The 26,116-nt window shown below is 70.8% G+C and carries 26 protein-coding genes; 15 read left to right on the top strand and 11 right to left on the bottom strand.

All coding sequences use genetic code 11. From position 1 onward, the window contains the following. The first annotated feature begins 19 nt into the window (after positions 1-19). Both ABZ444_RS22545 and ABZ444_RS22540 read left to right on the top strand, forming a co-directional pair. Positions 20-1,000, top strand: coding sequence for a sigma-70 family RNA polymerase sigma factor (locus ABZ444_RS22545; RefSeq protein ID WP_358000006.1), 981 nt, complete (start codon positions 20-22; stop codon positions 998-1,000). Positions 1,001-1,094: 94 nt separating this feature from the next. Continuing rightward, positions 1,095-2,294, top strand: coding sequence for an MFS transporter (locus tag ABZ444_RS22540; RefSeq protein WP_358000003.1), 1,200 nt, complete (start codon positions 1,095-1,097; stop codon positions 2,292-2,294). Here the strand turns inward: ABZ444_RS22540 and ABZ444_RS22535 are convergent. Beyond that, positions 2,215-3,198: an aldo/keto reductase gene (locus ABZ444_RS22535; RefSeq protein ID WP_358000000.1), complete on the bottom strand. Its 984-nt coding sequence runs from the start codon at positions 3,196-3,198 to the stop codon at positions 2,215-2,217. The two genes, ABZ444_RS22540 and ABZ444_RS22535, sit on opposite strands and share 80 nt — an antisense overlap. A gap of 62 nt (positions 3,199-3,260) precedes the next feature. On the opposite strand from ABZ444_RS22535, the gene ABZ444_RS22530 reads away from it, so the two are divergent. The 3 genes from ABZ444_RS22530 (at position 3,261) to ABZ444_RS22520 (ending at position 5,699) form a co-directional block, all read left to right on the top strand. After that, positions 3,261-4,139: a LysR family transcriptional regulator gene (locus ABZ444_RS22530; protein ID WP_357999997.1), complete on the top strand. Its 879-nt coding sequence runs from the start codon at positions 3,261-3,263 to the stop codon at positions 4,137-4,139. Between the two features lie 111 nt (positions 4,140-4,250). After that, on the top strand, positions 4,251-4,451 hold the full coding sequence (locus ABZ444_RS22525; RefSeq protein WP_352324961.1) for an EF-hand domain-containing protein: 201 nt from the start codon (positions 4,251-4,253) through the stop codon (positions 4,449-4,451). A gap of 63 nt (positions 4,452-4,514) precedes the next feature. Next, positions 4,515-5,699, top strand: a complete 1,185-nt coding sequence (locus ABZ444_RS22520) for a helix-turn-helix domain-containing protein (protein WP_357999993.1) — start codon at positions 4,515-4,517, stop codon at positions 5,697-5,699. Positions 5,700-5,747: 48 nt separating this feature from the next. Here the strand turns inward: ABZ444_RS22520 and ABZ444_RS22515 are convergent, their stop codons facing one another. Continuing rightward, positions 5,748-7,034, bottom strand: coding sequence for a hypothetical protein (locus ABZ444_RS22515; RefSeq protein WP_357999990.1), 1,287 nt, complete (start codon positions 7,032-7,034; stop codon positions 5,748-5,750). 150 nt (positions 7,035-7,184) lie between these two features. Then, the gene (locus tag ABZ444_RS22510; protein WP_357999987.1) at positions 7,185-7,355 is read right to left on the bottom strand and encodes a hypothetical protein; all 171 of its coding nucleotides are present in this window, start codon (positions 7,353-7,355) and stop codon (positions 7,185-7,187) included. A 157-nt stretch (positions 7,356-7,512) separates the two neighbouring features. Here ABZ444_RS22510 and ABZ444_RS22505 point away from each other — a divergent pair, with 157 nt between their 5' ends. After that, entirely contained in the window at positions 7,513-8,763 is a 1,251-nt protein-coding gene (locus ABZ444_RS22505; protein ID WP_357999985.1) for an MFS transporter, read from the top strand. Here ABZ444_RS22505 and ABZ444_RS22500 read toward each other — a convergent pair. From ABZ444_RS22500 to ABZ444_RS22490, 3 genes are read right to left on the bottom strand one after another with little or no spacing between them, the layout of a single operon-like run. Next, positions 8,755-9,234, bottom strand: a complete 480-nt coding sequence (locus ABZ444_RS22500; RefSeq protein ID WP_357999982.1) for a hypothetical protein — start codon at positions 9,232-9,234, stop codon at positions 8,755-8,757. The genes ABZ444_RS22505 and ABZ444_RS22500 overlap by 9 nt on opposite strands. Before the next feature lie 57 nt (positions 9,235-9,291). Beyond that, complete coding sequence (locus ABZ444_RS22495) at positions 9,292-10,446, bottom strand: FAD-dependent oxidoreductase (RefSeq protein ID WP_357999979.1); 1,155 nt, start codon at positions 10,444-10,446, stop codon at positions 9,292-9,294. A 40-nt stretch (positions 10,447-10,486) separates the two neighbouring features. Next, positions 10,487-11,125 carry a hypothetical protein gene (locus tag ABZ444_RS22490; RefSeq protein ID WP_357999976.1) on the bottom strand — a complete coding sequence of 213 codons (639 nt, stop codon included), beginning with the start codon at positions 11,123-11,125 and terminating at the stop codon, positions 10,487-10,489. Between the two features lie 84 nt (positions 11,126-11,209). Between ABZ444_RS22490 and ABZ444_RS22485 the strand changes: the two genes are divergently transcribed. The 7 genes from ABZ444_RS22485 to ABZ444_RS22455 all read left to right on the top strand — a co-directional run bounded on the left by ABZ444_RS22485 (position 11,210) and on the right by ABZ444_RS22455 (position 17,786). Continuing rightward, the gene (locus ABZ444_RS22485) at positions 11,210-11,839 is read left to right on the top strand and encodes a helix-turn-helix domain-containing protein (protein WP_357999973.1); all 630 of its coding nucleotides are present in this window, start codon (positions 11,210-11,212) and stop codon (positions 11,837-11,839) included. A 77-nt stretch (positions 11,840-11,916) separates the two neighbouring features. Continuing rightward, positions 11,917-13,089, top strand: coding sequence for a homogentisate 1,2-dioxygenase domain-containing protein (locus ABZ444_RS22480; RefSeq protein WP_357999970.1), 1,173 nt, complete (start codon positions 11,917-11,919; stop codon positions 13,087-13,089). Next, the gene (locus tag ABZ444_RS22475; RefSeq protein WP_357999967.1) at positions 13,071-13,844 is read left to right on the top strand and encodes a hypothetical protein; all 774 of its coding nucleotides are present in this window, start codon (positions 13,071-13,073) and stop codon (positions 13,842-13,844) included. The genes ABZ444_RS22480 and ABZ444_RS22475 overlap by 19 nt, the downstream gene beginning before the upstream one ends. Continuing rightward, a complete protein-coding gene (gene fahA / locus ABZ444_RS22470; RefSeq protein WP_357999964.1) occupies positions 13,841-14,944 on the top strand; it encodes a fumarylacetoacetase in 1,104 nt (367 codons plus the stop codon). Before ABZ444_RS22475 ends, fahA begins: the two co-directional genes overlap by 4 nt. 78 nt (positions 14,945-15,022) lie before the next feature. Next, entirely contained in the window at positions 15,023-16,174 is a 1,152-nt protein-coding gene (locus ABZ444_RS22465; RefSeq protein ID WP_357999961.1) for an Ig-like domain-containing protein, read from the top strand. Positions 16,175-16,264: 90 nt separating this feature from the next. After that, positions 16,265-16,696, top strand: a complete 432-nt coding sequence (locus ABZ444_RS22460) for an NfeD family protein (protein WP_352324976.1) — start codon at positions 16,265-16,267, stop codon at positions 16,694-16,696. A gap of 4 nt (positions 16,697-16,700) precedes the next feature. Continuing rightward, positions 16,701-17,786: an SPFH domain-containing protein gene (locus tag ABZ444_RS22455; RefSeq protein WP_357999958.1), complete on the top strand. Its 1,086-nt coding sequence runs from the start codon at positions 16,701-16,703 to the stop codon at positions 17,784-17,786. 46 nt (positions 17,787-17,832) lie between these two features. Here ABZ444_RS22455 and ABZ444_RS22450 read toward each other — a convergent pair whose 3' ends face one another. The 5 genes from ABZ444_RS22450 to ABZ444_RS22430 form a co-directional block, all read right to left on the bottom strand. Beyond that, positions 17,833-19,002 (bottom strand): Gfo/Idh/MocA family oxidoreductase, encoded by a 1,170-nt coding sequence (locus ABZ444_RS22450; RefSeq protein ID WP_357999956.1) that lies wholly within the window; start codon positions 19,000-19,002, stop codon positions 17,833-17,835. 26 nt (positions 19,003-19,028) lie between these two features. Then, positions 19,029-20,651 (bottom strand): hypothetical protein, encoded by a 1,623-nt coding sequence (locus ABZ444_RS22445; RefSeq protein WP_357999953.1) that lies wholly within the window; start codon positions 20,649-20,651, stop codon positions 19,029-19,031. Between the two features lie 16 nt (positions 20,652-20,667). Beyond that, entirely contained in the window at positions 20,668-21,549 is an 882-nt protein-coding gene (locus ABZ444_RS22440; RefSeq protein WP_357999950.1) for a carbohydrate ABC transporter permease, read from the bottom strand. Further along, on the bottom strand, positions 21,546-22,457 hold the full coding sequence (locus ABZ444_RS22435) for an ABC transporter permease subunit (RefSeq protein WP_357976243.1): 912 nt from the start codon (positions 22,455-22,457) through the stop codon (positions 21,546-21,548). Before ABZ444_RS22435 ends, ABZ444_RS22440 begins: the two co-directional genes overlap by 4 nt. 153 nt (positions 22,458-22,610) lie before the next feature. Beyond that, entirely contained in the window at positions 22,611-23,744 is a 1,134-nt protein-coding gene (locus tag ABZ444_RS22430; protein WP_357999947.1) for an ROK family protein, read from the bottom strand. A gap of 170 nt (positions 23,745-23,914) precedes the next feature. Here ABZ444_RS22430 and tdh point away from each other — a divergent pair, with 170 nt between their 5' ends. Then, positions 23,915-24,943 carry an L-threonine 3-dehydrogenase gene (gene tdh / locus ABZ444_RS22425; protein ID WP_357999944.1) on the top strand — a complete coding sequence of 343 codons (1,029 nt, stop codon included), beginning with the start codon at positions 23,915-23,917 and terminating at the stop codon, positions 24,941-24,943. Beyond that, complete coding sequence (locus ABZ444_RS22420) at positions 24,943-26,115, top strand: glycine C-acetyltransferase (protein ID WP_357999941.1); 1,173 nt, start codon at positions 24,943-24,945, stop codon at positions 26,113-26,115. Before tdh ends, ABZ444_RS22420 begins: the two co-directional genes overlap by 1 nt. Position 26,116 lies beyond the last annotated feature (1 nt).

Genomic DNA, 26,116 nt, shown 5'->3' with positions numbered 1-26,116 from the left:
CGGAAGGCAGGAAAAGGGCGTGGACGCGGTGACGCCGGGACAAGAGGGCTTCGATCGCCGGATCGAGCCGTTCCGCAAGGAGCTGCTGGCGTACTGCTACCGGATGCTCGGCTCGCCGCACGACGCCGAGGACCTGGTCCAGGACACGTACCTGCGGGCGTGGCGGGCGCGGGAGCAGTACGACGGGACACGCAGCTCCCTGCGCACCTGGCTCTACCGGATCGCGACCAACGCCTGCCTGACGGCCTTGGAGGTCCGGGGGCGCCGGCCGCTGCCGTCGGGGCTGGTGGCCGCGTCCGACCCGCAGGCGCCGCTCGTCCAGGGGGAGAACCTGGCCTGGCTCCAGCCCCTGCCGGACTCGATGCTGGACGCGGGCGACCCGGCCGGCGCCGTGGTCGAACGCAGCGGCCTGCGCCTGGCGTTCGCCGCCGCCCTGCAACACCTGTCGGCGCGCCAGCGCGGCGCGCTGATCCTGCGGGACGTGCTGAGCTTCTCCGCGTCGGAGTCGGCGGAGATCCTCGGCACCACCGTCGTGTCGGTGAACAGCTCCCTGCAGCGGGCGCGTGCCCGGGTGAAGGAGGCCGGCGTCCGGCGGGAACCGCTCGGCGAGCCGCCGCTGGCCGAACAGCGCGCCTGGGTCGACCGCTACATGCGGGCCTTCGAGCACGCCGACGTCGAGGAGCTCAAACGGCTGCTCACCGAGGACGTCGTCATGGAGATGCCGCCGATGCTCAACTGGTTCGCCGGTCGCGGCAACTACGGCCTGTTCATGGACTGGGTCTTCGAGGCGGCCGGCACCGACTGGCGGCTGGAGGCGGTCACGGCCAACGGCCAGCCCGGGTTCGGCGCCTTCCGGCGCGCCGGCGACCGGTACGAGCCCCACACGCTCCAGATCTTCACCGTCACCGCCGAGGGCATCAGCCGGAACTCGGTGTTCCAGGGGCCCGAGATCTTCGCGGCCTTCGGCCTGGCGGCCGGATTCGACGCGACAACCCGATGACCCCACCGGGCCTGCAAGTTTCTTCAAGACCGGGCAGGGGCGGACGGCCGATGCCGGGCGGGTGATCTCTCCCGTTTCGCCCCCGGTGACGGGCGTGCGCCGTGGCCCGATGCTCGCCGTGCTGCTCGCCGGCCAGGTCATGGCCTCCATGGACGGCTCGATCGTGTCGGTCGCCGCGCAGACCATCCGCCAGGACCTCGACGCCGGCGGCACGGCGATCCAGCTCGTCGTGTCGGGCTACCTGCTGACCGTCGGCGTGCTCCTGGTCACCTGCGCGCGGATCGGCGACCTCGTCGGGCAGCGACGCGCGTTCCTGCTCGGGCTGGGCTGGTTCACCGGCGCCTCGCTGCTGTGCGGGCTGGCCCCCGACGTCAGCGTGCTGGTGCTCGCGCGCGTCGCGCAGGCCGTCGGGGCGGCGCTGCTCACCCCGCAGATCTTCGCGCTCGTCCAGACGCACTGGGCGGGCGACGCCCGCCGCCGGGCGATCGGTCTGTACAGCATGGTGCTCGCCCTGGGCGTCGCGCTGGGGCAGGTCGTCGGCGGGCTGGTCGTCAGCGCCGACCTCCTGGGCCTGTCCTGGCGGCCGGTGTTCCTGATCAACATCCCGATCGGCGTGATCTCGCTGGCCCTGGGGCCGCGCCTGCTGCAGCCCTCGTCCGTGGCCGCGCGGACGCGCCTGGACCCGGGCGGCGTGGCGATCCTGACCGCGGCCATGGCCGCGATCACCGGCCCGCTGATCTTCGGCCGCGACCTCGGCCGGCCGCTCTGGGTGTGGATCTCGCCGGCCTGCGGCGCCGCGCTGTCGGTGGTGTTCGTCCGGCACGAGACCAGGGCCCGGCACCCGCTGCTGGACCTGGCGTCGGTACGGCCGCGCGGGGTGAGACCGGGGCTGGCGGCGTGCTGGATCGTCATGGGCTGCTACACCGTCTTCCTGCTCATCCTCACGCTGCACCTCCAGACCGCGCTGGGGTACTCGCCGCTGTGGGCGGGGCCGGCCTTCGTCCCGTACGCGCTGGGATTCGGCGCGCTCAGCCTGAGCTGGACCCGGTATCCGCCGGGACTGCAGCGGATTCTGCCGGTCGCGGGTCCGGTCGCCTTCGCCGCGCCGTCCTCGGCCGACGGGCTCCTGCGGGTCGTCGCGGCGGTCGCGGTCCTGCTCGTGGGCGCGGCCCTGTGCGCCGTCCGGGCGACGCTGTGGAGCGACGGCCCGGCGTTCACAGAAGGGTGCCGCCGGACACGTCGAACCTGCCCAGCGCCTCGTCGATCCTGTGCAGGGTGTCCGGGTGCAGGGTGAGGTCGGCGGCGGCCAGGTTCTCCTCGATGTGGGCGGGCGTGCGGCTGCCCGGGATCGCCACCACGTGCTCGTCCTGGTGCAGCAGCCAGGACAGGGCCAGCTGGGCGGGGGTGATGCCGAGGTTGGTGGCCAGGGTGCGGATGGGGGCGTACCTGTCGTTGTTGCCGGCCAGGTTCTCCGCCGAGAACCGGGGCGCGTTGTGGCGGAAGTCGCCTTCCTCCAGCCGCTGGACCGTGCCGGTCAGGAAGCCGTTGCCCAGCGGGCTCCAGGCCACCAGGCCGACGCCGAGCTCGCGGGCCGTGGCCGGCAGGTCCGGCTCCACCGGCCGCCACATCGACCACTCGTTCTGCACGGCCGTCACCGGATGGACGGCGTGCGCGGCCCTGAGCTGGGCCGCCGTCACGTTCGACAGGCCGATGTGCCTGATCAGGCCGTCGCGCACCAGGTCCGCCATGGCGCCGACCGTCTCCTCCAGCGGGACGCCGGGGTCCGGGTAGTGCAGGTAGTACAGGTCGATCGTGTCGGTGTCCAGGTTGCGCAGGCTGCGCTCGGCGTAGCGGCGGACCAGGCGCGGGTCGGCGTTCACCCGCAGTTCGTTGAACGCGTACCCGACCGGGTACGGGCGGCTGGGCTCGCCGTCCGGGATCGCCAGGCCGAACTTGGTGGCCACCACGACCTCGTCGCGGGGACGTCCCTTGAGTGCGCGGCCGACCAGGCGCTCGTTGTGGCCGTCCACCCCGTAGGCGTCGCTGGTGTCGATGTGGCCGGCGCCGCCGTCCAGGGCCGCCCGCAACGCCTTCTCGGCACGGGTGTCATCGATGTCGCCGTACACACCGGGCGAGAGCACCATCGCGCCGAAACCGAGCGCGGGGACCTGCAGTGTTCCGAGTTCGCGTGTCTTCATGACGATGATCGTGCCGCCGGGGGGCGCCCGGCGTCCAAGACCCTTTGCTATAACCATCGGTTATGGACGTGCACCTGCGGGAGCTCCGCTACTTCGTCGCGGTGGCCGAGGAGCTGAACGTGACCCGCGCCGCCGAGCGGCTCTTCGTCTCGCAGCCGGCCCTGTCCAAGCAGCTCAGGGTGCTGGAGCGGCAGCTCGGGTTCGCGCTGCTGGAAAGGGTGCACGGCGGCGTGACGCTGACCCGGCAGGGCGCGGCGCTGCTGCCGGTGGCCCGCGAACTGCTCGGACGCTGGGCCGCCGGGGTGGAGACGGCACGCGCCGCCGCCCCCGCCGGGACGCTGGTCATCGGGATGCAGACGGCCGTCGGCCGCGGGTTGCAGCAGGAGGCGCTGCGGCTGTTCCGGCAGGCCCGGCCGGGGTGGGAGGTGTCGCTCCGGCTCGTGGGCTGGGACGACCCGAGCGGCGGCCTCGCCGACGGCTCCTCCGACGTGGCGTTCATCTGGCTGCCGGTGCCGCCGGGGCTGGAGACGTACGTGCTGGTCACCGAGGAACGGGGGGTGGCGATGCCGGCCGGTCACCGGCTGGCCGGCATGGCCGAGGTCCCGTTCGCCGAGCTGCGGGACGAGCCGTTCATCGCGCTGCCCGCCGCGGCCGGCCCGCTGCGCGACTTCTGGCTCGCCCGCGACGCCCGGGACGACGACCCGGTCGTCGGCGTCACGGCGAACACGCCCGAGGAGGTGTTCGAGGCCGTGACCAGCGGTCTGGGCGTCGTCCTGGTGGCCGAGGGGAACGCGGCGCTCTACAAGCGTCCTGGCATGGTCTTCCGTCCGGTGACGGGTCTCCAGCCGGGCCGGCTCGCCATCGCCTGGCGCCGCGAGGACGCCCGTCCCCACGTCACCGCCTTCGTCGAGGCCCTGAAACGGGCCGCCGCCACGGTCTGACTCCAGGAAAGGCCGCATTTCCGGCGAGCCGCCCGAATTCATCGGTGCGTTTCGGGAAGTCGCCACTAAGGTCTGACCCGACGCACCGGTAACACAGGAAAGGCACCCCCTATGAGCGACCACGCCATCACCTTCGACCTCATCGACGTCGACAAGGACGGCCGCATCTCCGCCGTCGAACTCGTCCGCCTGATGGAGATCCTCGGCCAGCCCATCACGCTGGACGCCGCCCAGGAAGGCGTGCGGAAACTGGACAAGGACGGCGACGGCCTGATTGACGTGGACGAGTTCGGCGCATTCCTGCAGAAATGACAGAAACAAGCTCTTGCTAGGCAAACTCTTGTCGCCTGAGCCACAATGGCGACAGGAGGGACGATGGCCATCAAGAGTGACATCAGCGAAACCCGGCTCCCCGCGGACATCGTGAGAACGCTCAAGGCGGGCATCGGACGGGTCTCCGCCGAGGTGATCGAGGAGATCCAGACCCGGATCCCCGAGTACGCCAGACCGGCCGACGAGATCTACATCAAAGTCGTGAAGATGGCGGTCGAGGAGGCCATCGACGGATTCCTCGACCGCATCGAGAACCCGGGCGCCCCCTTCGACCCCGAGCCGTTCCGCATGATCGGCAAGGGCGAGGCGGCCGAGGGCCGCAACCTGGAGCCGCTGCAGACGGCCATGCGGCTCGGCGCCCGCGTCTGCTGGCGGCGGCTGACGGAGATCGCCGACCCGCTCGGCCTCACCTCGCAGACCCTGTACGACCTGGGCGAGGCCATCTTCGTCTGCCTCGACCAGCTCGCCGACGCCGCCGCCGCGGGCTACGACGAGGCCAGGGCGCACGCCGCCGGCGAGCTCGAACGCCGCCGCAACCGCCTGCTCGACCTGCTGCTCAGCCGGCCGCCCGCCGCCCCCGAGGCCATCGCCGACCTGGCCAGGGCCGCCGGTTGGCGGCTGCCGAGGACCGTGGCGGGCGTGGCGCTCGACGACCGGCACGGGACGTACCGGGCCCCCGCGCTGCCGCCCGACGTGCTCGGCGGGCTGGAGCGGCCCGCGCCGTGCCTGCTGGTGCCCGATCCGGACGGGCCAGGGCAGGCGCAGCTGCTCGACCACGCGCTGCGCGGCCACCGTGCCACGATCGGCCCGGCGGTGCCGCTGGCCGCGGCGGCGACGTCCCTGAGGTGGGCGCGCGAGGCGCTGGAGCTGTCCCGGCGCGGCGTGCTGCCGCGCGGGCTCCTGCGCTGCGCCGACCACATGGCCACGCTCGTGGTCTTCAAGGACGAGGAGCTGGTCGGCGCCATGGCGCAGGCCCGCCTCGCGCCGCTGGCCCACCTGCGGCCCGCCCAGCAGGACCGGCTGGCCGAGACGCTGCTCGCCTGGTTGCGGCACGGCCGGGGCGCCGGCGAGGTGGCCGCCCGGCTGCACGTGCATCCGCAGACCGTGCGCTACCGGCTGCGGCAGCTCGAAGAGCTCTACGGCGACCAGCTCGCCGACCCCGACATCCGGTTCGAGCTGGAGATCGTGCTCAGGGCCCGCCAGGCCCTCATCGCCGCCCAGTCGTGACCGGCCCGCCGCGCTCGGCGGGGACCGGCCGGGACCGGGCGGCTCCCGTCAGGCGGTGTGCAGGTAGACCTGGCCGAAGACCTCGGACAGGTTCTTGATGTCCGTGGCGACGTCGGCCTCGGGGCTGCTGTAGTCGTAGACGGTGGCCAGCCTCGGGCGCACGGTGCCGAGCTTCTTGAGCTGGTCCCAGGTGGCGTTGGCCGCCCACTTCTCGCCGTACACCCGGTTGACCTGGCCCTGCGCGTCCTGCCAGCGGCTCCACAGGACGACGGTCTCGGCGGCGTCGGCCTGGAGCGGGGCGGCGATGCGGTCGGTGATGGCCTGGGTGGCCTGCTCGGCGGTGAGCTTGGAGGTGCCGGCGGCGGTGAACCCGGCGTCCTCGGCGGCGATCTGGGCGTAGGCGTCCCAGGCGCGGGCGCGGACCTGGATCCACTGGTTGCGCTGGGCCTCGGCGGCGTCGATCTTCCAGGTGGCGTACTCGGTGGCCAGGTGGCCGGTGTCCAGGGTCAGCTGGTCGATCTGGCCGCCGGAGAGCCAGGCGCCGATGCGGGCGGGGTCGAGCAGCGGGTACTTCTTGGTCATCTCGGCCTTGCAGGCGTCGTTGGCGCCGCAGCCGAACAGCGGGACCACCGTGTGCGCCGCCAGCTTCTTGCCCGGCACGAGGTTGCGCAGCGCGGTCGTGGCCTCGGTGACGAACTTGTCCAGCTCCTCGGCCGTGGCGAAGGTCTGGTTGTAGCCGAGCTGCGAGGTGAACCTGATCCCGGCGACCCCGGGCTGCGCGGCCAGGGCGGCGACCTTCTTGGCGGCCTCGGCCAGCTTGCCCGCCTTGTAGTCGTCGGCCAGCTCGGTCTCGATCCAGGTCCGCAGGCCGGCCTGGACCGCGCTCTTCACGGCCTGGCCCGCCGGGCTCTCGGCGGCGGCCGACTTGGCGGCGGCGGAGATCTCGTCGGGGTCGACGTGGCACTTCTGGCCGTCCGGGCACTGGTCGGGGGTGCCGCCGTCCTCGGCGCCGTCGACGTCCGGGGAGTCGACGTCGTGCATCTCGCCGTCGCCCTCGGAGTCGGTCGCGCACTCGTTGCCCGGCTCGGAGCAGTCGACCACGATCTCGCGCATCGGGCCGGAGTCGATCATGTTCTTGCCGTCGTTGTCCAGCCAGAACCGGGCGATGTCGGCGGCCTCCTCGGGAGTGGCCAGCCAGCGGCAGACGACGTACGCCGGGGTGTCGGCGGACATCAGGTCGTTGCAGCCCCGTGGATCGTCCTGCGACCAGGCGGGAACTCCGACGCCGAGCAACGACAGGGCCAGTCCGATGACGAAGATCTTCCGCAGTCGCATGGCGCCTTTACTCCCATGGGGGGCGATCGTGGGCAGATAGCACAATATCTGGACGATCAACAACCTTCAATGAGATCCACGGCGGTCCTCACGCGGTTCTCGACGGGCAGTAGGCATCACAGTCGAGCCCTGGCGAGGCGTTGGGGCGGATCATCCGTCCTCTTCCGCCCAATGCCAGCCCGAGCCGTCCGGGTTCTCCCGCACCACCCGCGTACGTCCCCGCACCACCCTGACCCACCCGGTGCGCGCCGCTTCCACCCGCGCCCCCTCGGGCCCGCCCTCCACCCGGCGGGGCGTGCGATCGACCTGCGCCTCAGGCATGCCTGGAAACTACGCGAGAACCGGGCGCGATTCTTGCCCGACGCCCGCACTTTTCGCGACCGGCCCTGTCACCTCCGTGACAAATATTGGGACGACAACGCGCCGACAGAAACGGCAGACTGGGACAGATTTGACCGTTTTCGAGGGGACCGGCCCAGTGCACAGCTACCTACGCGACCTCGGGCTGCTCCGCGACCGCAAGTTCGCCCTGTTGTTGTCCGCGCGGACAATCTCCATGCTCGGCAGCGCCTTCGCACCCGTGGCGCTCGCCTTCGGCATCCTCGACCTGCCGGGCGCCGACGCCACGACGTTGTCGGTGGTGCTCACCGCCGAGTCACTGCCCATGATCGTGTTCATGCTGATCGGCGGGGTGATCGCGGACCGGTTGCCGCGGCAGCGGGTGATGATGGCCGGCGAGCTGCTCACGGCGCTGGGCTACTTCGCGCTGGCGGCGATGATGCTGACCGGCTGGGCGCCGCTGCCCGTGATGAGCGTCGCGGCGGCGGCCTGCGGCGTGGGCACGGCGATCATGTTCCCGGCGCTCACCGGCATCATCCCCGAGGTCGTGCCCGCCGACCGGCTGCAGGCCGGCAACGCGCTGCTCGGCCTCGGCGCGAACGCCTCGCGCGTGGCCGGGGTGGTGCTGAGCGGCGGCACGGTGCTGTTGTTCGGCGGCGGCTGGGCCCTGCTGGTCAGCGGCGCGATGTTCGCGCTGGCCGGCGTGCTGATCGCGCTGCTGCGCCCGACCCTCGCCGAGCGTGCGGCGGCGGAGCGGCACTCGGTGCTGGCGGACCTGCGCCACGGGTGGCGGGAGTTCAGCTCGCGGCAGTGGATCTGGGTGGTGGTCGCCCAGTTCTCGGTGCTGGTGATGGCGATCCAGGCCGGGCACGGCGTGCTCGGGCCGCTGATGGCCAAGGAGACTCTGGGCGGGCCGGCGGCCTGGTCGGCCTTCCTGGCGGGCGAGGCGGTCGGGACGATCGCCGGGGTGCTGGTGTCGTTGCGGCTGCGCCCGCGCCGGCCGATCCTGCTCGGTACGCTGTTGTGCCTGCCGACCGCGCTGCCGTACGTGCTGCTCGGGCTGGACGCGCCGCTGTGGGCGATCGTAGCGGGGGCGTTCGTGCTGGGCGTGTGCTTCGACGTCTTCGGCGTGCTGTGGCAGACGACGATGCAGCGCGAGATCCCGGCGGAGTCGTTGTCGCGGGTCAGCTCGTACGACGCGCTCGGGTCACTGATGTTCGGGCCGATCGGGCTGATGCTGGCCGCGCCGGCGGCGGTGGCCTTCGGCACCGAGGGGGCGCTGCTCGGCTGCGCCGCCCTCGTCGTGCTGTCCACGCTCGCCGCGCTGGCCGCGCCGGGGGTGCGCAACCTGCGCGCCCCCGAGCCGGAGCCCGAGCCGGTCTCACTCTGAGCGGAACCAGGCGTTGGCCCTCGGCTGGAACATCAGCGTGACGGCCCCGAGCACGGCCGTCACGTGCAGCACCCGGCTGATCGTGAAGAGCCAGGTCACCAGGTCGGCCCCGGCGGCCGCCTCGGCGATCGAGCCGCCGTGCAGCAGCCACTGGATCGGCCCCACGACCAGCGACAACGTGCCGAACACGCCGAGCCCGACGGCCAGCGTGAGCCTGGCCCAGTTCTGCCCCGCGCGCATCCGCAGCGCCATGAAGACCGCCGCGGCGAAGACGGCCACCCGCAGACCGGCGCCGGGCAGCAGGTCCAGGACGCCCGAGGTGCCCTCGTAGAGCTCCCTGCCGACGGCCAGCACGGTCTCGAACGCCCCCGCCGCGACGGCGGACATCCACAGCAGCGCGGCGGCGTGCACGACGGGCGGCGGCTGGGGGGTACGGGGTTCGGCGGTCTGCGAGGCGAGGGCGGTGGTCATGGCGGGCTCCCTGTCGTGTCGGCTACAGGGAAAGTCTGATCCGCGCGCCCGCGCCGATCATGCCCGTCGTCCCCCGAGTTCCGGTGAGGCGGGCCCTACCCCGAGGTCTCCGCTCGTGCGCAGGCCGCGGGCGACCGCGCGCTCGTGGCCGAGCCCGAAGCGCGGCTCGGGGACGCGCTCGCCGTCCAGGATCGCGGCGACGTACGCGGCCAGGGCCGGGGCGTGCTTGAACCCGTGGCCCGAGTCGCCGCCGAGCAGCCACACGCCGGGCGCGTCCTCGGCGATGATCCACTCGGCGTCGGGGGTGAGCGCGTACTGGCAGACCTGGCTGAACAGCACCGGCGCGTCAGCCAGCGAGGGGAACCTGCGCCGCAGGTAGTCGCGGGCCTGCCCGACCGCGGACGGGTCCACCACCCGGCTGCCCTCCTCCGGCTCGTACGGCTGCCCTTCGGCGTCGGAGGTGGCCTTCATGCCGACCCCGTCCACGTCGCCGTGGCCGTAGGCCGAGGAGCCGTGGTCCACCCAGGCAGGCGTCTCGGGGGACGACCACGCGGCGGGCGCGGCGAAGTGCACCGTGTCCTGCCTGGTCACCGTGACCGGCACGGCGAACAGGCCGGGCAGCCAGGCGCCGCACGCCCACACGACGCGGTCGGCCCGCCGCACCTCGCCGTCCACCTCGACCGCGCTCAGCCCCGGCACGGGCGCCGCCCGTCCCCTGACCAGCCGGACGCCGGCCGCCAGGGCCAGCCCGGCGGTCACCTGCGTCGCCCGCCGCGCCCTGAGCACGCCCGCGTGCGGCTCCCGGAGCAGGAAGCTCAGGTCGTCGCCGCGGTAGTCGGGGAAGAACCGCCGCCCGTCCTCCGGGTCGAGCACCTCAACCGGGATATCCAGATTTTTCAGTACTTGGGCGCTGGCGTGCTCCCACCCGTCCGGCCGGGCCGCGAACCACACCATGCCCGACTCCAGGAACAGCTCCTCGCCGGCCCGCTCGCCCAGCCGCCGCCAGCCCTCCCGCGCCTCCCAGGCCAGCCGCGCGTACCAGTCGTCGGCGCCGTGCGCGCAGCGCAGGAGCCGCGTCTCCCCCGCGCTGGCCTGCCGGACGTGTCCGGGCTTGTGCTGTTCGACCAGGGTCACCTGCCAGCCGGTTTCGGCCAGCCGCAACGCCAGTGACGACCCCCATATACCGGCTCCGACCACAATGACCGATTTCATGGAACCACCGTGACCGCAGCACCCGCCCCCGCGCAAGGGCTCAGACGATGATCAACCGGACCACGACGCCCGCGCAGTTGCCCGCCACGCAGACGCGCACCGGGACCTCGGAGATGCCGGCCGCCTGGGGCGCCCCGCCGACGTGCCCGTCGGGGCCGATCGTCACGCCCGCGGGCAGCTTGGCGTGGTCGGTCACGCTGAAGGTGGGGATGACGCCCTGGGGGCCGCCGTTGATGCCGATCTCGCCGGCGAGCGGCACGCCGGCCCGGCCGGGGAAGGTCAGCTCGCGCGGCTCCCATGGAACGTTCCCGAGCACGACGAGGGTGATGAGCTGCTCCTCGCACGAGTGCCCGGCGCAGAGCCGGACCGGGGCGATGAACGTGCCCACGCGCGAGGGAGTGCCGGACAACCGCCCGCTCGCGTCGACGCTGACCCCCACGGCGACGTAGCCGGCACGGAAGGACACGCCCTTGGCGACCGGCAGCAGCCACTGGCTCACCGTGATGCCCTGGGTGAGGTAGAAGGTGTTCTCGACCAGCCGGTCGCCCCCCGGGCGCGGCGGCGGGTCGATCAGGGTCTCCCTCGCCATGTACGCGATCGGCGTCGTGAGCGACGGCACGGCCGGCGGCAGGGCGCAGACAGCCAGACCGGCGACCAGGAACAGCCACCTCTGCCGCATCTCCACCCCCCGACGCCTTCTCGTCCGTACGTACCCCTTCACCGGGCTCTTTCACTGGTCGGCCGCCACTCCATAATCGGAGTCATGGCCGCCGAATCCGCCCAGACGCTCGAACGCGGGCTGCGCCTGCTGCGACTTCTCGCCGACGGGAAGGGCGGGCGCACCCCGACCGAGCTGAGCACCGAGCTGTCGCTGAGCCGGCCGGTGGTCTACCGGCTGCTCACGACACTGCTGAACGAGGGGTTCGTCCGCCGCGACGCCGAAGGGCGGGTGCATCTCGGGTTCGGGGTGCTGGTGCTGGCCCAGGCCGTGCAGCCGCTGCTGCGGGCGGCGGCGGTGCCGACGCTGCGGCGGCTGGCCGAGCAGGTGGGCGCGACCGCCCACCTGACCGTGGCCGAGGGCGACGACGGGCTGGCGGTGGCGGTGGTGGAGCCGTCCTGGACCGACATGCACGTGGCCTACCGGGAGGGGTCGCGCCATCCGCTGGCGAAAGGCGCGGCGGGCCGGGCGATCCTGGCCCTGCGCGAGGGGCGCGACGAATACCTCGTGACGGAGGGGCAGTTGCAGGTGGGGGCGCGGGGCATCGCCGCGCCCGTGACCGGGCTGCCGTGGCTGGAGGCTTCGGTGGGGGTGGTGACGTTCGGCCCGCTGGAGGAGGAGACGGGGCCGCGCGTGGTGGCGGCGGCCGCCGAGCTGGCCGCCGCGCTGGGTTGACATCTCCACACCGATGGCGGACGGTAGTCACACATAGAGGACACATGCGTCCGGTAAGCGGACAACATGGAGGGCGGATGCCGTACTACCGCGTCGTTGGGGAAGTGCCACGCAAGCGGCACACGCAGTTCAGGCGGCCGGACGGCGGCCTCTACGCCGAGGAGCTGATGGGCGAGGAGGGCTTCTCGTCCGACTCCTCGCTGCTCTACCACCGCCACCTGCCCACCGCGATCATCAAGGCCGAGGCGGTCACGCCCACGTCCGCGACGACGCGGCTGGAGCCCAACCTGCCGCTCTCCCCGCGCCATTTCCGCACCCAGGAGCTGTCGAGCGCGGGTGACCTGGTCAACGGCCGCATCCTGCTCGCCGGCAACGCCGACGTCCGGTTGTCGTACGCCACCAGCGACCGCCCCAGCGAGCTGTACCGCAACTCCATGGGCGACGAGTGCGTCTACGTGCAGCGCGGCTCGGTCCGCTTCGAGTCCACGTACGGCGTCATCGAGGCCGGCGAGGGCGACTACGTCGTCATCCCGACCGGCACGATCCACCGCTGGGTGCCCGACGGGCAGGTCAACGTGCTGGCCATCGAGGCGTCCGGGCACATCAGGCCGCCCAAGCGCTACCTGTCGCAGTACGGGCAGTTCCTGGAGCACGCGCCGTACTGCGAGCGCGACCTGCGCGGCCCTTCGCAGACCCTGCTCGTCGAGGGCGAGGAGGTGCCCGTCCTGGTCCGCACGCGGGGCGGCCTGACCAGGCTCGTCTACCGCAACCACCCCTTCGACGTGGTCGGCTGGGACGGCCACCTCTATCCGTACGCCTTCAACATCGACGACTTCGAGCCGATCGTGAAGAAGACGCACGCGCCGCCGCCGGTGCACCAGACGTTCGAGGGGCCCGGGTTCGTGGTCTGCTCGTTCTGCCCGCGGCCGCTCGACTACCACCCCGAGGCCATCCCGATCCCATACAACCACCACAACGTGGACTCCGACGAGTTCATGTTCTACGTGGGCGGCGACTACACCGCGCGCAAGGGCTCGGGCATCGACGTCGGCTCGGTCTCGCTGCACCCGGCCGGGTTCACGCACGGCCCGCAGCCCGGCGCGGTCGAGGCGGTGATCGACGCGGTCGCCCGCGGCGTCACCACCACGAGCGAGATGGCCGTGATGGTCGACACCTTCCGCCCGCTCGACCTCGGGCCGGGCGCGCTGTCCTGTGAGGATCCCGGCTACGCATGGACCTGGGCACGATGACTCTCTACGCCGAACTGGTCGACGACGCGGGCCTGTTCCCGCCGACGTCGCTGCACATGGACGAGGCGCTGGCCCGCAACCAGCGCGACCTGGAGCACGGCAACGGCGTGCTCACCCACCGCTTCCTCTGCCCGGCCAGCCGGCTCGACCGGCTGCGCGGGCACGCCTACCGGCCGCGGCGCATCGGGCTGATCGTGGACACGCCCGAACTGCCCGACTTCGGCGACCTGCCGGTGGACTTCGTCGAGATCCCGCTCGGCGCCGACGAGTCCGTCGCCGAGCTGGCCCGGCGCCTCGTTCTGCCCGCGCACGTGCGGCTGTTCGTCGAGGTCCCGCCGGACAGGAAGGTCGCCGGCGTGCCCGACGGGGTGGGCCTGAAGGTGCGCTGCGGCGGGCTGAAGGCCGAGGCGTTCCCCTCGGTGGAGCACCTCGCGGCGTTCGTCCGGGCCTGCGTCGAGGCCGACGTCCCGTTCAAAGCCACGGCCGGGCTGCACCACGCGGTGCGGCACTTCGACCCGAGCCTCGGCGTCGACCGGCACGGCTTCCTCAACCTGCTGCTGTCGGTCTGCGAGGCTGTGGACGGCCGCGACCCCGCGCCCGTGCTGCGCACCACCGACGTCGGCTACCTCGTACGGCTGGCCGGAGCCGTGACGGAGGAGACCGCGAAGCGGGCGCGGCGGCTGCTGGTCAGCTACGGCTCCTGCAGCACCGGCACGCCCATCGAGGACCTGCAGACGCTAGGAGTGATTCAGTGAGCTGGGGAGTGGACAACCTGCCCTACGGCGTGTTCTCCCGTCAGGGCGAACCGCCCAGAGTGGGCGTCAGGTACGGCGACAAGGTGCTCGACCTGGCCGCCGCGCTGCACGACGAGGTGTTCGCCGCCCCCTCGCTCAACCCGTTCATGGCGAGGGGCCGATCGGCCTGGCACGACACCAGAACCCTCATCCAGAACAAGCTGACCGGCGACTCCTCGGTCACCGAGAGCCACCTGATCCCGCTCGACCAGGTGCGGCTGCACATGCCGTTCGAGGTGGCCGACTACGTCGACTTCTACTGCTCGCTCGACCACGCGAGCAACATCGGCCGCATCTTCCGTCCCGACGCCGAGCCGCTGCTGCCCAACTGGCGTCACCTGCCCGTCGGCTACCACGGCAGGTCGGGCACGGTCGTCGTGTCCGGCACGCCGGTCCGGCGCCCGCACGGCCAGCTCAGGGCCGGGGTCTACGGGCCGTGCGCCAAGCTCGACATCGAGGCCGAGCTGGGGTTCGTGGTCGGCGTGCCGTCGGAGCTGGGCTCGCCGGCCGGGGCGTTCGAGGACCACGTGTTCGGGGTGACGCTGGTCAACGACTGGAGCGCGCGCGACATCCAGGCGTGGGAGTACGTGCCGCTCGGGCCGTTCCTGGGCAAGTCGTTCGCGACCTCGGTCTCGCCGTGGGTCACGCCGCTGGAGGCGCTGCCCAGGGTCCCGGGCCGCCCGCAGGACCCCGAGCCGCTCGACTACCTGCGCAGGCAGGGCAACTGGGGCCTGGACATCGCCGTCGAGGTCGTGCTCAACGGCGACGTGATCTCGCGCCCGCCGTACCCGAGCATGTACTGGACGCCCGACCAGATGCTCGCCCACATGACCGTGAACGGCGCTTCCCTGCGTACCGGAGACCTGTTCGCCAGCGGCACGATCTCCGGCCCCGAACGCGACGAACGCGGCTCGCTCATCGAGCTGACCTGGAACGGCGCCGAACCGATCAAGCTGTCCGGCGGCGACACCCGCACCTTTCTCCAGGACGGCGACACGGTGACGATCCGGGCCACCGCGGGTGGCCTGACATTGGGCGAGGTGTCCGGAACCATCGGATAAGTAACTCAAGGTGCTTCGGCCGTCACTCACCGCTAACCTGGGAACTCCCCTTCCCTCGGAAAGCCCTCGGAGAGTGACGTGCGGCGTGCCGCGATCCTGTGTGTCGCCTTCCTCCTGGCCTGCTGCGGCTGCGGTCCCGTCGGCGACTCCCCGGCCGCGCCCGCGGTCGTGCACGTCTTCCCCGCCTTCGACGCCAAGCAGGCCCGTCCCGACAAGGGGCTGGTCATCACGGCGCAGGGCGGCAGGCTGACCCAGGTCCTGGTCTACGAGGGGGGCGAGCACGTCCCGGGCCGGCTCGACGCCTCGCACACCAGGTGGCGCTCCGACTGGACGCTCAAGCCCGCGACCGAGTACACCGTGACCGCCACGGCCGCGGGCGAGAACGGCCCGTCCACGGTCTCCATGGGCCGCTTCCGCACCCGCGCCGCCGAGCACACGTTCGGGGTGGCCGCCACCGCGCCGCTGCCCGGCGAGACCGTCGGCGTGGGCATGCCGGTCGTCATCGACTTCGACACCCCGATCCAGGACAAGGCGGCCGTCGAGCGGTCGCTGGAGGTCACCACGAAGACCCCGGCCGAGGGCGCCTGGCGCTGGACCAGCGACACGCAGGTGGTCTACCGCACCCACCGGTTCTGGGCCTCGGGGCAGCAGGTGATGGTCAGCGCCCACCTGGCCGGGGTGCGCCCCGCCCCGGGCGTCTACGGCACCCTCGACTCCACCTTCGCCTTCACCGTGGGCCGCAGGCAGACCAGCACGGTCGACGCCCGCACCCACCAGATGGTCGTGCGCCGCGACGGCAGGGTGGCGCAGCAGATGGCCATCAGCGCCGGCATGGCCACCACGCGCGAATACACCACCACCAGCGGCATGCACCTGACCATGGACAAGGGAAACCCGGTCCGCATGATCTCCCCGGGCCGCGCCAAGGGCGACCCCGGCTACTACGACCTGCTGATCGAGCACGCCGTGCGCATCTCCGACAGCGGCGAGTACGTGCACGCGAAGGACAACGTCTGGGCCCAGGGAAGGGAAAACGTCAGCCACGGCTGCATCAACGCCCGTCCCGACCAGGCGGCCTGGTTCTACGCCGGATCGCTGCGCGGCGACCCCGTGCTGATCACGGGCACCGCCCGCCCGCTGGAATGGGACAACGGGTGGGGCTTCTGGCAACTTCCGTGGGAGAAGTGGGTCCTGGGAAGCGCCCTGGCCGCGCCGCCGGCCGGCCGGTGACGGGTGCCCTGCGGACGAATGGGGGATTACGGTGGTAAGGGGGAACCAGTCACACACACAGGCCCGTTATAGGTTCAGGAGGGCCGGAGCATGGATGAATGGGTCATCTGGATAATCCTCGCAGTCGTCCTCGGTGTGGCCGAACTGTTCACTCTCACGGCGGCCCTGGGCCTCCTGGGCGTGGCCGCTCTCCTGACCGCCGTGACGGCCGCCGTCGGGCTGCCCGTCCCCTTGCAGATCCTCGTGTTCGCCCTGTCGTCCGCGGCGGGGATGGTGGTCATCCGGCCGCTCGCCGTCCGCCATCTTCAGCAGCCGCCGTTGCAGCGTTTCGGCGTGGAGGCGCTGGTCGGCAAGCCCGCGTACGTGGTCTCCGAGGTCACGGGCCGCGACGGGCGGGTCCGCATCGGGGGTGAGGAGTGGTCCGCACGCGCTTATGACGAGACCCTGGTGATCCCCACCGGGGCAACCGTCGACATCATCGAGATCGAGGGCGCCACGGCCCTCGTGTATCCACGGGAGTGACCACATGGACCCGTTGCTGATAGCCGGACTGCTGATCATCCTTTTCGCCGCGTTCACCGTGCTCAAGGCCGTGCGGATCGTGCCCCAGGCGCGGGCCCGCAACGTGGAGCGGCTCGGCCGCTACCACCGCACGCTCAAGCCGGGTCTCAATTTCGTCATCCCCTACGTCGACCGCGTCTATCCGATGATCGACCTGCGCGAGCAGGTGGTGACCTTCCGCCCCCAGCCGGTCATCACCGAGGACAACCTGGTCGTCGAGATCGACAACGTCCTGTACTTCCAGGTCACCGACCCCCGGGCGGCGGCGTACGAGATCGCCAACTACATCCAGGCGATAGAGCAGCTCACCGTCACGACCATGCGTAACGTGATCGGCTCGATGGACCTGGAGAAGACGCTCACCTCGCGCGACACCATCAACAGCCAGTTGCGCGGCGTGCTCGACGAGGCCACCGGCAAGTGGGGCATCCGGGTCAACCGCGTCGAGGTCAAGGCCATCGACCCGCCCAAGACCATCAAGGACGCGATGGAGAAGCAGATGCGGGCCGAGCGCGACAAGCGGGCCGCGATCCTCAACGCCGAGGGCCAGCGCCAGTCGCAGATCCTCACGGCCGAGGGTGACAAGCAGAGCCGCATCCTGCGGGCCGAGGGCCAGCGCTCGGCCGCCATCCTGGAGGCCGAGGGCCAGTCGCGCGCCATCGACCAGGTCTTCCAGGCCGTCCACCGCAACGACCCCGACCCCAAGCTGCTGGCCTACCAGTACCTTCAGGTGCTGCCGCAGCTCGCCCAGGGCAGCGGCAACACGTTCTGGGTCATCCCGAGCGAGGTCACCTCGGCCTTGCAGGGCGTCTCGAAGGCGTTCACCGAGGCGCTGCCGAAGTCGGCCGCCACCCGCGAGGAGGAGCTCCGGCCGTCGGAGGAGCTGGACAAGGAGATCGCGGCGGCCTCGGAGGCGGCGGCCGAGGCGGTCGCCGACGCGCAGGAGGCCGAGAGCCCCAAGGGCCCCCGCCAGATCACCCAGGCCGTCAACGAGCCGTCCCCGTTCGCCGACCTGGAGCGCGAGCGCGACCCCAAGGACGCCGGCCGCTGACGTCCGCCGGGGCCGCGCGGGTCCCCCCACCCGGCCCCGGCGCCGCTCAGCGCTGGCCGTTGTCGAAGTACGCGGCCAGCTCCGGGTCCAGCGACGGCACGTCGTACGGCATGCCGCCGTCGCGCAGCGACATCGTGGCCATGTACCCGGCGGCGACGCTCATCCTGGCCGCCACGGGTGAGGTGTCGGTCGCCCCGCCCTCCCTGACGAACCGGCAGAACTCGGCCATGATCTGGGTGTCGGCCCCGCCGTGCGAGCCCTGCGCGGCCGGCACCTGGTAGGCGATGTCGCAGTCGTCCCGGTAGGAGGTGGGGCCGGTGTTCCACACCTTGACCGTGTCCCCCGGGCCGTCGCCGAAGTTCTCCAGCCGGCCCTCGGTCCCGATGACCGTGTAGTTGCGCACGTAGTCGGGGCTGAAGTGGCACTGCTGGTAGGCGGCGATGACGCCGTTGTCCAGGCGCATGTTCATGACCGACACGTCCTCGACGTCGATCACGTGGTGCAGGTCGCGCCGCTGCGTGGGCGGCCACTCGAACTCCCGTAGCCAGCCCTGCGGCCGGGGCGTCCCTGGCTCGCGGCGCGGCAGGTCGCCGTAGACCATCAGGTCGCCGAGGGCGTTCACCCGGGTGGTGTAGCCGCCGGCCAGCCAGTGGATCACGTCGAGGTCGTGCGCCGCCTTCTGCAGCAGCAGGCCCGTGGTACGGGTGCGGTCGGCGTGCCAGTCCTTGAAGTAGTAGTCGCCGCCGTAGGACACGAAGTGGCGTACCCACACGGTCTTGGGCTCACCGATCACACCCTTGCGGATGATGTCGCGCATCAGGCGGACCACGCCCATGTGACGCATGTTGTGCCCCACGTACAGGCGGCTGCCCGTCTCGCGGGCGGCCCGCAGGATGTTGTCGCAGCCCTCGACGGTGATGGCCATCGGCTTCTCCAGGTAGACGGCCTTGCCGGCCTGGAGAGCGTCGATGGCGATGCGCTCGTGCGTGTCGTCGGGGGTGTTGACGACGATCGCGTCGAGATCCGGCCGGTCGAGCAGCTCGCGGTACTCCCCGGTCAGGAACTCCGCCTCGAACCGCTCCGACTGCTTCTTGAGCGCTGCCGGGTCGGAGTCGCACAGCGCGGCCACGACCGAGCCCTCGCCCGGCCGGTGGGCGGCCAGGGCGAGACTCGTCCGCAGGCCGAGCCCGATGACTCCGATGCGCAGGTCTTCCACAAGTGTCCTTTCAAACGGTAGAACGATCAGCCCTTGGCGATGGAGGCCTCGTACTCGGCCCGCATCGCCTCGCCGCCCCTGCCCAGCCACTTCTTGACGAAGGCCGGCCAGTCCGACATCGACTTACGCCCGGTCACGATGTCGTCGACCATGTCCTTGCCCATGGTGCTCAGCTCACCGTTCTTCTGGGTGTAGGTGTCGGAGAAGTGGCCGGTGGTGACGCGCTCCTGAAGCATAGAAGCGATCTTGGTCTCGAAGTCGTGGATGAGCTTGGTGCGCTCGGGCTGGCCGGGCAGGAACAGCGCGGACGGCGACCCGATCACGAACGAGAGCGGCTGCTGCGTGGTGGGCACCTCGGCCGTGCCCTTGTCGGTGAAGGCGAGGTCGCCGTCCTTCTTGGTGAAGTGGGTGCCCTCGACGCCGAAGTTGACGCGCTCGTACTCCTCCGTGCCGAACGGGGCGGCCAGGTAGTTGAGCACGCCGAGCAGGGTCTCGATGCGCTTGGCGTCCACCTTCTTGCTGATCGAGGTGAAGCCCACCGAACCGAGCCCGGCGTTGTAGACCGGCTTGGACGACGGCGTGGCGGCGAACGGCACGATCGCGCCCAGGTTGTACTTCTGGGTCTTGGCGTCGTTGAGGAAGCCGGGGAACGACTCGACGTACGCGCCGATCTGGCCGTTGGCGACCTTGTCCTTGATGGTGGCCAGGGCGGGGTCCGGCCAGAACAGGTTGGCCTTGAAGCACTTGACCGCGAGCTCCAGCGCCGCCTGGTACTCGGGCGTCTCGAACTGGTGGGTCAGCTTGCCGCCGGTCAGCTTCCAGGTGTTGGGGGCGCCGTACCAGTGGCTGAACATGTGCACGTGGTTGTAGTAGCTCGGTTCGAGCGGGTACTTGTTCTTCTTCACGTCGAGCAGCTGCTTGGCCTTGGCCAGGAAGTCGTCGGCGCTGGTGAACTCGGTGCCGCCGACCGGCTGCCAGTAGTCCTGGTTGACCAGGAACACCTGGCCGAAGCGGCTGTAGGCCACCGCCACGCCGTACAGCTTCCCGTCGGTGACCGCGGACTTCCAGGTCACGTCGCCCACGTTGGCCAGGTTCGGGTACTTCTTGATCGCGTCGCCGCTCAGGTACGACGTCAGGTCGTGGAACTTGGCCGCCAGCAGCTCGGGCACCCGCTGCAGCCCCTGGTTCGGCGGGAACCAGACCAGGTCGGGCAGGTCGTCGCTGGCGATGATGGCGTTGAACTTGTCGGGGTAGCCGTCGCCCACGACGATGTTCATGCTCCACTCGGAGCCCAGGGCCTTGCTCAGCTCCTGCAGGTAGGTGTTCTGGCCGGGGGCGGGCGGCGCGACGTCCCACGTCTGGGTGAGCGAGGTGATCTTCTTGCCGTCGCCCGGCGCGGTGGCGACCGACTTGACCAGCTCGCTCGGGTACTTCAGGTACGCGGGGTCCTGGCCGGCGTCGATCGGCAGGTCGGGCGTGGGGATCTTGGCGGCGGTGTACGTCGGCAGCGTCAGCTTCTTGGACAGATCCGCGCCGCCCTTCTTCACGCCTGCGGGGCCGCTCTCGCCGCCGCAGGCCGCGAGCCCGGCGACCGTGGCGCCGGCGAGCGCGAGTCCGAGGAATCCACGACGGGACATGATGGATGACATGGTTGCTCCCGGGTTCTCAGCCCTTGACGGCGCCGGTGAGGACGCCCTTGGTGAAGTACTTCTGGAGGAAGGGGTAGGCGAGCAGGATCGGCACGAGCGCGATGATGAGCACCGCCATCTGCACCGACGAGGCGGGCAGGTCGCGCACGATCGCGACGTCGGAGCCCGTGGCCGAGGTGCCGCGGAAGATGAACTGCCGCAGCACGACCTGGATGGGGTGCTTGGTCTGGTCGTTGATGTAGAGGATGGCGTTGAAGAACGTGTTCCAGTACGAGACCGCGTAGAACAGGCCGACGACGGCGATCACCGCCTTGGACAGCGGGATCGCGATCCGCCACATCATCCGGAACTCGCCGCACCCGTCCATGCGGGCCGCCTCGAACAGCTCCTCGGGCAGGTTCTGGAAGAACGACCTGACCACGACCACGTTGAACGCGTTGACCAGCACCGGCACGATGAGCGACTGGTAGGTGTCGATCATGCCGAGCTCCTTGACCATGAGGTAGCTCGGGATCATGCCCGGCGTGAACAGGAACGTGGCCAGCACCATCAGCAGGATCGGCTTGCCGCCGAGCATGCCGCGCCGCGACAGCGCGTAGCCGAGGAAGACCGTGCAGATCAGGCTGAGCGCGGTGCCGGTGAGCGTGATGCCGATGCTGATCAGCACCGACCGGGTGACCGCGCCGCCGGACAGGATCAGCGAGTACGCCTCGAAGGTCGGGTGCGAGGGCCAGAGCACGTAGCTGCCGCCGTTGGCGATGCTCTCGGCGCGGCCCATCAGGCTCGTGCCGACGGCCAGCCCGAACGGGTACAGCACGGCCACGGTGATCGCGGTCAGCACGACGAACTTGAGCGTGCGCCCGGCGATGGTCGGGCGTTCCATCCACGGCGGCCTCATCGATAGATCCCTTGCTCTCCGAAGCGGTGCGCGAGCTTGTTGGCCGCGTAGATGAGCGCCGCGCCGATGAGGCCCTTCATGAGGCCGGCGGCGGTGCTCATGCCCCAGTCGCCGTCACGGATGCCGTGGTAGTAGACGTAGGTGTCGATGACCTCGGCCGCTCCGGCGCCCACGGCCTCTCGTTGCAGGACCATCTGCTCGAAGCCGACGGACAGGATGTCGCCCAGGCGCAGGATGAGCATCATGAGGATGACCGAGCGGATGCCGGGCAGCGTGACGTGCCACAGGCGGCGCTTCCAGTCGGCGCCGTCGATGGCGGCGGCCTCGTACTGGCTCATGTCGATCGCGGTGATCGCGGCCAGGAAGATGATCGTGCCCCAGCCGCAGTCCTTCCAGATGACCTGGGCCGTCACGAGCAGCTTGAACGTGTCCGCGTTCGACATCAGGTTGCCGATGGTGATGCCGTGCGAGTTCAGGAACGAGCTGACCGTGCCGGCGCCACCGATGACCTGCTGGAACATCGCCACCACGACCACCCATGACAGGAAGTGCGGCAGGTAGACGACGGTCTGGATGAACCGCTTGACGCGGTGGCCGATCAGGGAGTTCAGCAGGAGCGCGAGCGCGATCGGGGCCGGGAAGTAGAGGACGAGCTGGAGCGCCGTGATCTGCAGGGTGTTGCCGACCGCGCTCCAGAACTCCGGCTCCTCCAGCAGCATCACGAAGTTGTCCAGGCCCACCCAGGGGCTGCCCGCGATGCCGAGGAACGGCGCGTAGTCCTTGAAGGCGATGACGTTGCCGAGCAGCGGCACGTAGAAGAAGGCCACGAAGTACAGGACGCCGGGCAGGCACAGGGCCAGCAGCGTCCAGTCGCGCTTCAGCCGCTCAAGCAGGGTGACAGCGGCCACACGCTCACCTCCAGTCGGGTCGGGATGGCTGGAGGCTAGTACCGATTTATGCAAATAACTAGGTTAAAGCGATCAGATCTGAGCATGCTTGCTGGATCGATGTCGGTCAGCGACATGTCCGTGACAGAACGGTTATCTAATTAACCAAGATGGCTACGTAAAGAGCAGGCGATCCGCCTGATCGAGGGCGAACCGGACAGCGCCCAGCGTGATGCACTCGCTGCCCAGCCCCGACGCCACCACCTCCGGCGGGTAGAGGCAGTACTCCTCGAACAGCTCGCGTACCGGCTCGACCAGCAGGTCTCCGGCCGAGGACAGGCTGCCGCCGATGACCACCATGTCCGGGTCGAGCGGGTTGACCACCGTGATGAGCCCGGCGGCCAGGCCGCGCGCGAACTCCCTGACCGCCTGGCCCGCCCGCTCGTCGCCGGCGCGGGCCCTGGCGATCGCGAACTCGGCGCACTGCCGGCTGGAGCGCAGCTCGCCCGGCTCGACGGCCATCGCGTAGTCGAGGACGTACCGGAAGGCGGTCCAGTTGTTGTGCGGCTGGGCTCCGATCTCGCCGCCGGCCGCGTGCGCCCCCCGGTACGGCCGGCCGCCGATGAGCAGGCCCATGCCGATGCGGTCGCCGGTGAACAGGTAGACGACGTCGTCGCGGCCCTGGGCGGCGCCCCGCCAGTGCTCGGCCAGGACGGCCAGGCGCATGTCGTTCTCGACGAGCACCGGCGCGGGGATCCGGGCCGACAGCTCGCCCTGCAGGTCGAGGCCGGTCCAGTCGGACAGGGCGACGCTCTTCACGACGCGCCCCGAGCCGTCGACCGTGCCGGTGGTGCCCACGCCGACGACGGTGACGTCCGCCAGCGCCAGCCCGGCCTGGGCGGCGGTCTCCGTGGCGAGCCCGACGATCTGGTCGAGCCGCTCGGCCGCGGGCATGTCGCGGTGGTTGGGCGCGCGGCGGGTGACGGCGATCGTGCCGTTCAGGTCGGCCAGCATGGCGCGCAGGCTGGAACCGCCGATGCCGACGCCCAGCACGTGCCCCGCCGAGGCGCGGAACCTGAAGCGTTTGGCCGGTCGCCCCCGCTGGCGGTCGCCGGCCTCCTCCTCGCACTCCTCCGCCCAGCCCTCGGTGACCAGGTCGTCGACGATGACCTCGGCCGTCGGCCTGGACACCCGGGCGGACCTGGCCAGCTCCGACAGCGTGGCCACGTCGGCCTCGCGCAGCACGCGCAGGATGGCCGCCGAGTTGAGCTTGCGCAGAAGCGAGGCGTCGCCGCTCTGCTGTCGCACCGATACCTCCGAGTCGCCGGGCAGGTCATCTTCAAGCTTATTTCGTAATTGTGCCTGGTCTCGCTGCCGCGTGAAGCTGAGCTGTGGGGGCACTTAAGAATCCCTCGATGGACATGTTCCGAGGGGAGCGGGCACAGTGCGTTAGGTTCGGAACAGGGGGAAGTGAAGCGATGAAAGCGCTGGTCAAGCAGAAGGCCGAGCCCGGCCTTTGGCTGGTGGACGTGCCGGAGCCCGAGGTCAGGCCGGGCGAGGTGAAGATCCGGGTGTTGCGTACCGGCATCTGTGGCACCGACCTGCACATCCGCAAATATGACGACTGGGCGCGGCACACGCTGAAGCTCCCGCTCGTCGTCGGGCACGAGTTCTGCGGCCACGTGGTCGAGGTCGCGCCCGGCGTGGAGGACATCGCCGTCGGCGACCTGGTGAGCGGCGAGGGCCACATCGTCTGCGGCAAGTGCCGCAACTGCATGGCCGGACGCCGTCACCTGTGCCGCAACACGATCGGCCTCGGCGTCAACAGGGACGGCGCGTTCGCCGAATTCGTCACGCTGCCCGCCTCGAACGTATGGGTGCACCGGGTTCCCGTTCATCCCGACGTGGCGGCCATCTTCGACCCGTTCGGCAACGCCGTGCACACCGCACTGTCCTTCCCCCTGGTCGGTGAGGACGTGCTGATCACCGGCGCCGGCCCGATCGGGCTGATGGCGGCGGCCGTGGCCACGCACGTCGGCGCGCGCAACGTGATGATCACCGACGTCAGCGACGAGCGCCTCGACCTGGCCGGCAAGCTCGGCGTCTCGCTCGCGCTCAACGTCTCCAGGGCGACGATCGACGAGGGCATGCGCCAGCTCCACATGCGGGAGGGCTTCGACGTCGGGCTTGAGATGTCCGGTAACCCTGGGGCCATGCGTGACATGATCGCGAACATGACGCACGGAGGGAAGATCGCGATGCTCGGTCTTCCCGCCGAGGAGTTCGCCGTCGACTGGGCCACCGTGGTGACCTCGATGCTCACCATCAAGGGCGTTTACGGCCGGGAGATGTTCGAGACCTGGTACAACATGTCAGTCCTGCTGGAAAAGGGTCTCGACCTCTCCCCCGTGATCACCGATCGGTTCCCGTACCACGACTTCGACGCCGCCTTCGACACGGCCGCGAGCGGCCGTACGGGCAAGGTCATCCTCGATTGGAGCGCTTGATGTTCACGAACGTGCGCGAGCAGCTGCGTGCGACGCTCGACGAGATCACCGAGGCCGGGCTGCTCAAGCCCGAGCGGGTGATCACCACCCCGCAGAGCTCCCAGGTCGGCGTGGCCGGGCGCGAGGTGCTGAACTTCTGCGCCAACAACTACCTGGGCCTGGCCGACCACCCCGAGGTGGTCGAGGCGGCCAAGCAGGCGCTCGACCGCTGGGGCTTCGGCATGGCCTCCGTACGGTTCATCTGCGGCACCCAGGAGGTGCACAAGGAGCTCGAATCCCGCCTGTCGGACTTCCTGGGCATGGAGGACACCGTCCTCTACAGCTCGTGCTTCGACGCCAACGGCGGCGTGTTCGAGACCCTGCTCGACGCCCAGGACGCGGTGATCTCCGACGCCCTCAACCACGCGAGCATCATCGACGGCATCCGGCTCTCCAAGGCCCAGCGCTTCCGTTACGCCAACCGCGACATGGCCGAGCTGGAGGCCAGGCTCAAGGAGGCGTCCGACGCCCGGCGGCGGCTGATCGTCACCGACGGCGTCTTCTCCATGGACGGCTACCTCGCCCCGCTGCGCGAGATCTGCGACCTGGCCGACCGGTACGACGCCATGGTCATGGTGGACGACTCCCACGCCGTCGGCTTCGTCGGCCCCACCGGCCGCGGCACGCCCGAGCTGCACGGCGTCACCGACCGGGTCGACATCGTCACCGGCACCCTGGGCAAGGCGCTCGGCGGGGCCAGCGGCGGCTACGTCTCGGCCCGCAAGGAGGTCTGCGAGCTGCTGCGCCAGCGGTCGCGGCCGTACCTGTTCTCCAACTCCCTGGCCCCCGTCATCGCCTCGGCCTCGCTGCGCATCCTCGACCTGCTGGAGACCTCCGGCGAGGCCCGCGAGCAGCTGCGTTCGAACACCGCGCGTTTCCGCGGCGAGATGACCAAGGCCGGGTTCGACATCCTGCCGGGCGAGCACCCGATCGTGCCCGTGATGATCGGCGACGCCGCCGAGGCCGGCGCCATGGCCGAACGCCTCCTCGACCTGGGCGTCTACGTGGTCGGCTTCTCCTACCCGGTCGTGCCGCACGGTCAGGCCAGGATCCGGGTGCAGCTCTCGGCCGCCCACTCCACCGAGGACGTCGACCGGGCCGTGGCGGCTTTCGTCCAAGCACGCCAGGGTTGAG

This window comes from Nonomuraea sp. NPDC005730 (assembly GCF_040630865.1).
GTDB lineage: Bacteria > Actinomycetota > Actinomycetes > Streptosporangiales > Streptosporangiaceae > Nonomuraea.
This window is presented reverse-complemented; position numbering and strand designations above follow the sequence as displayed.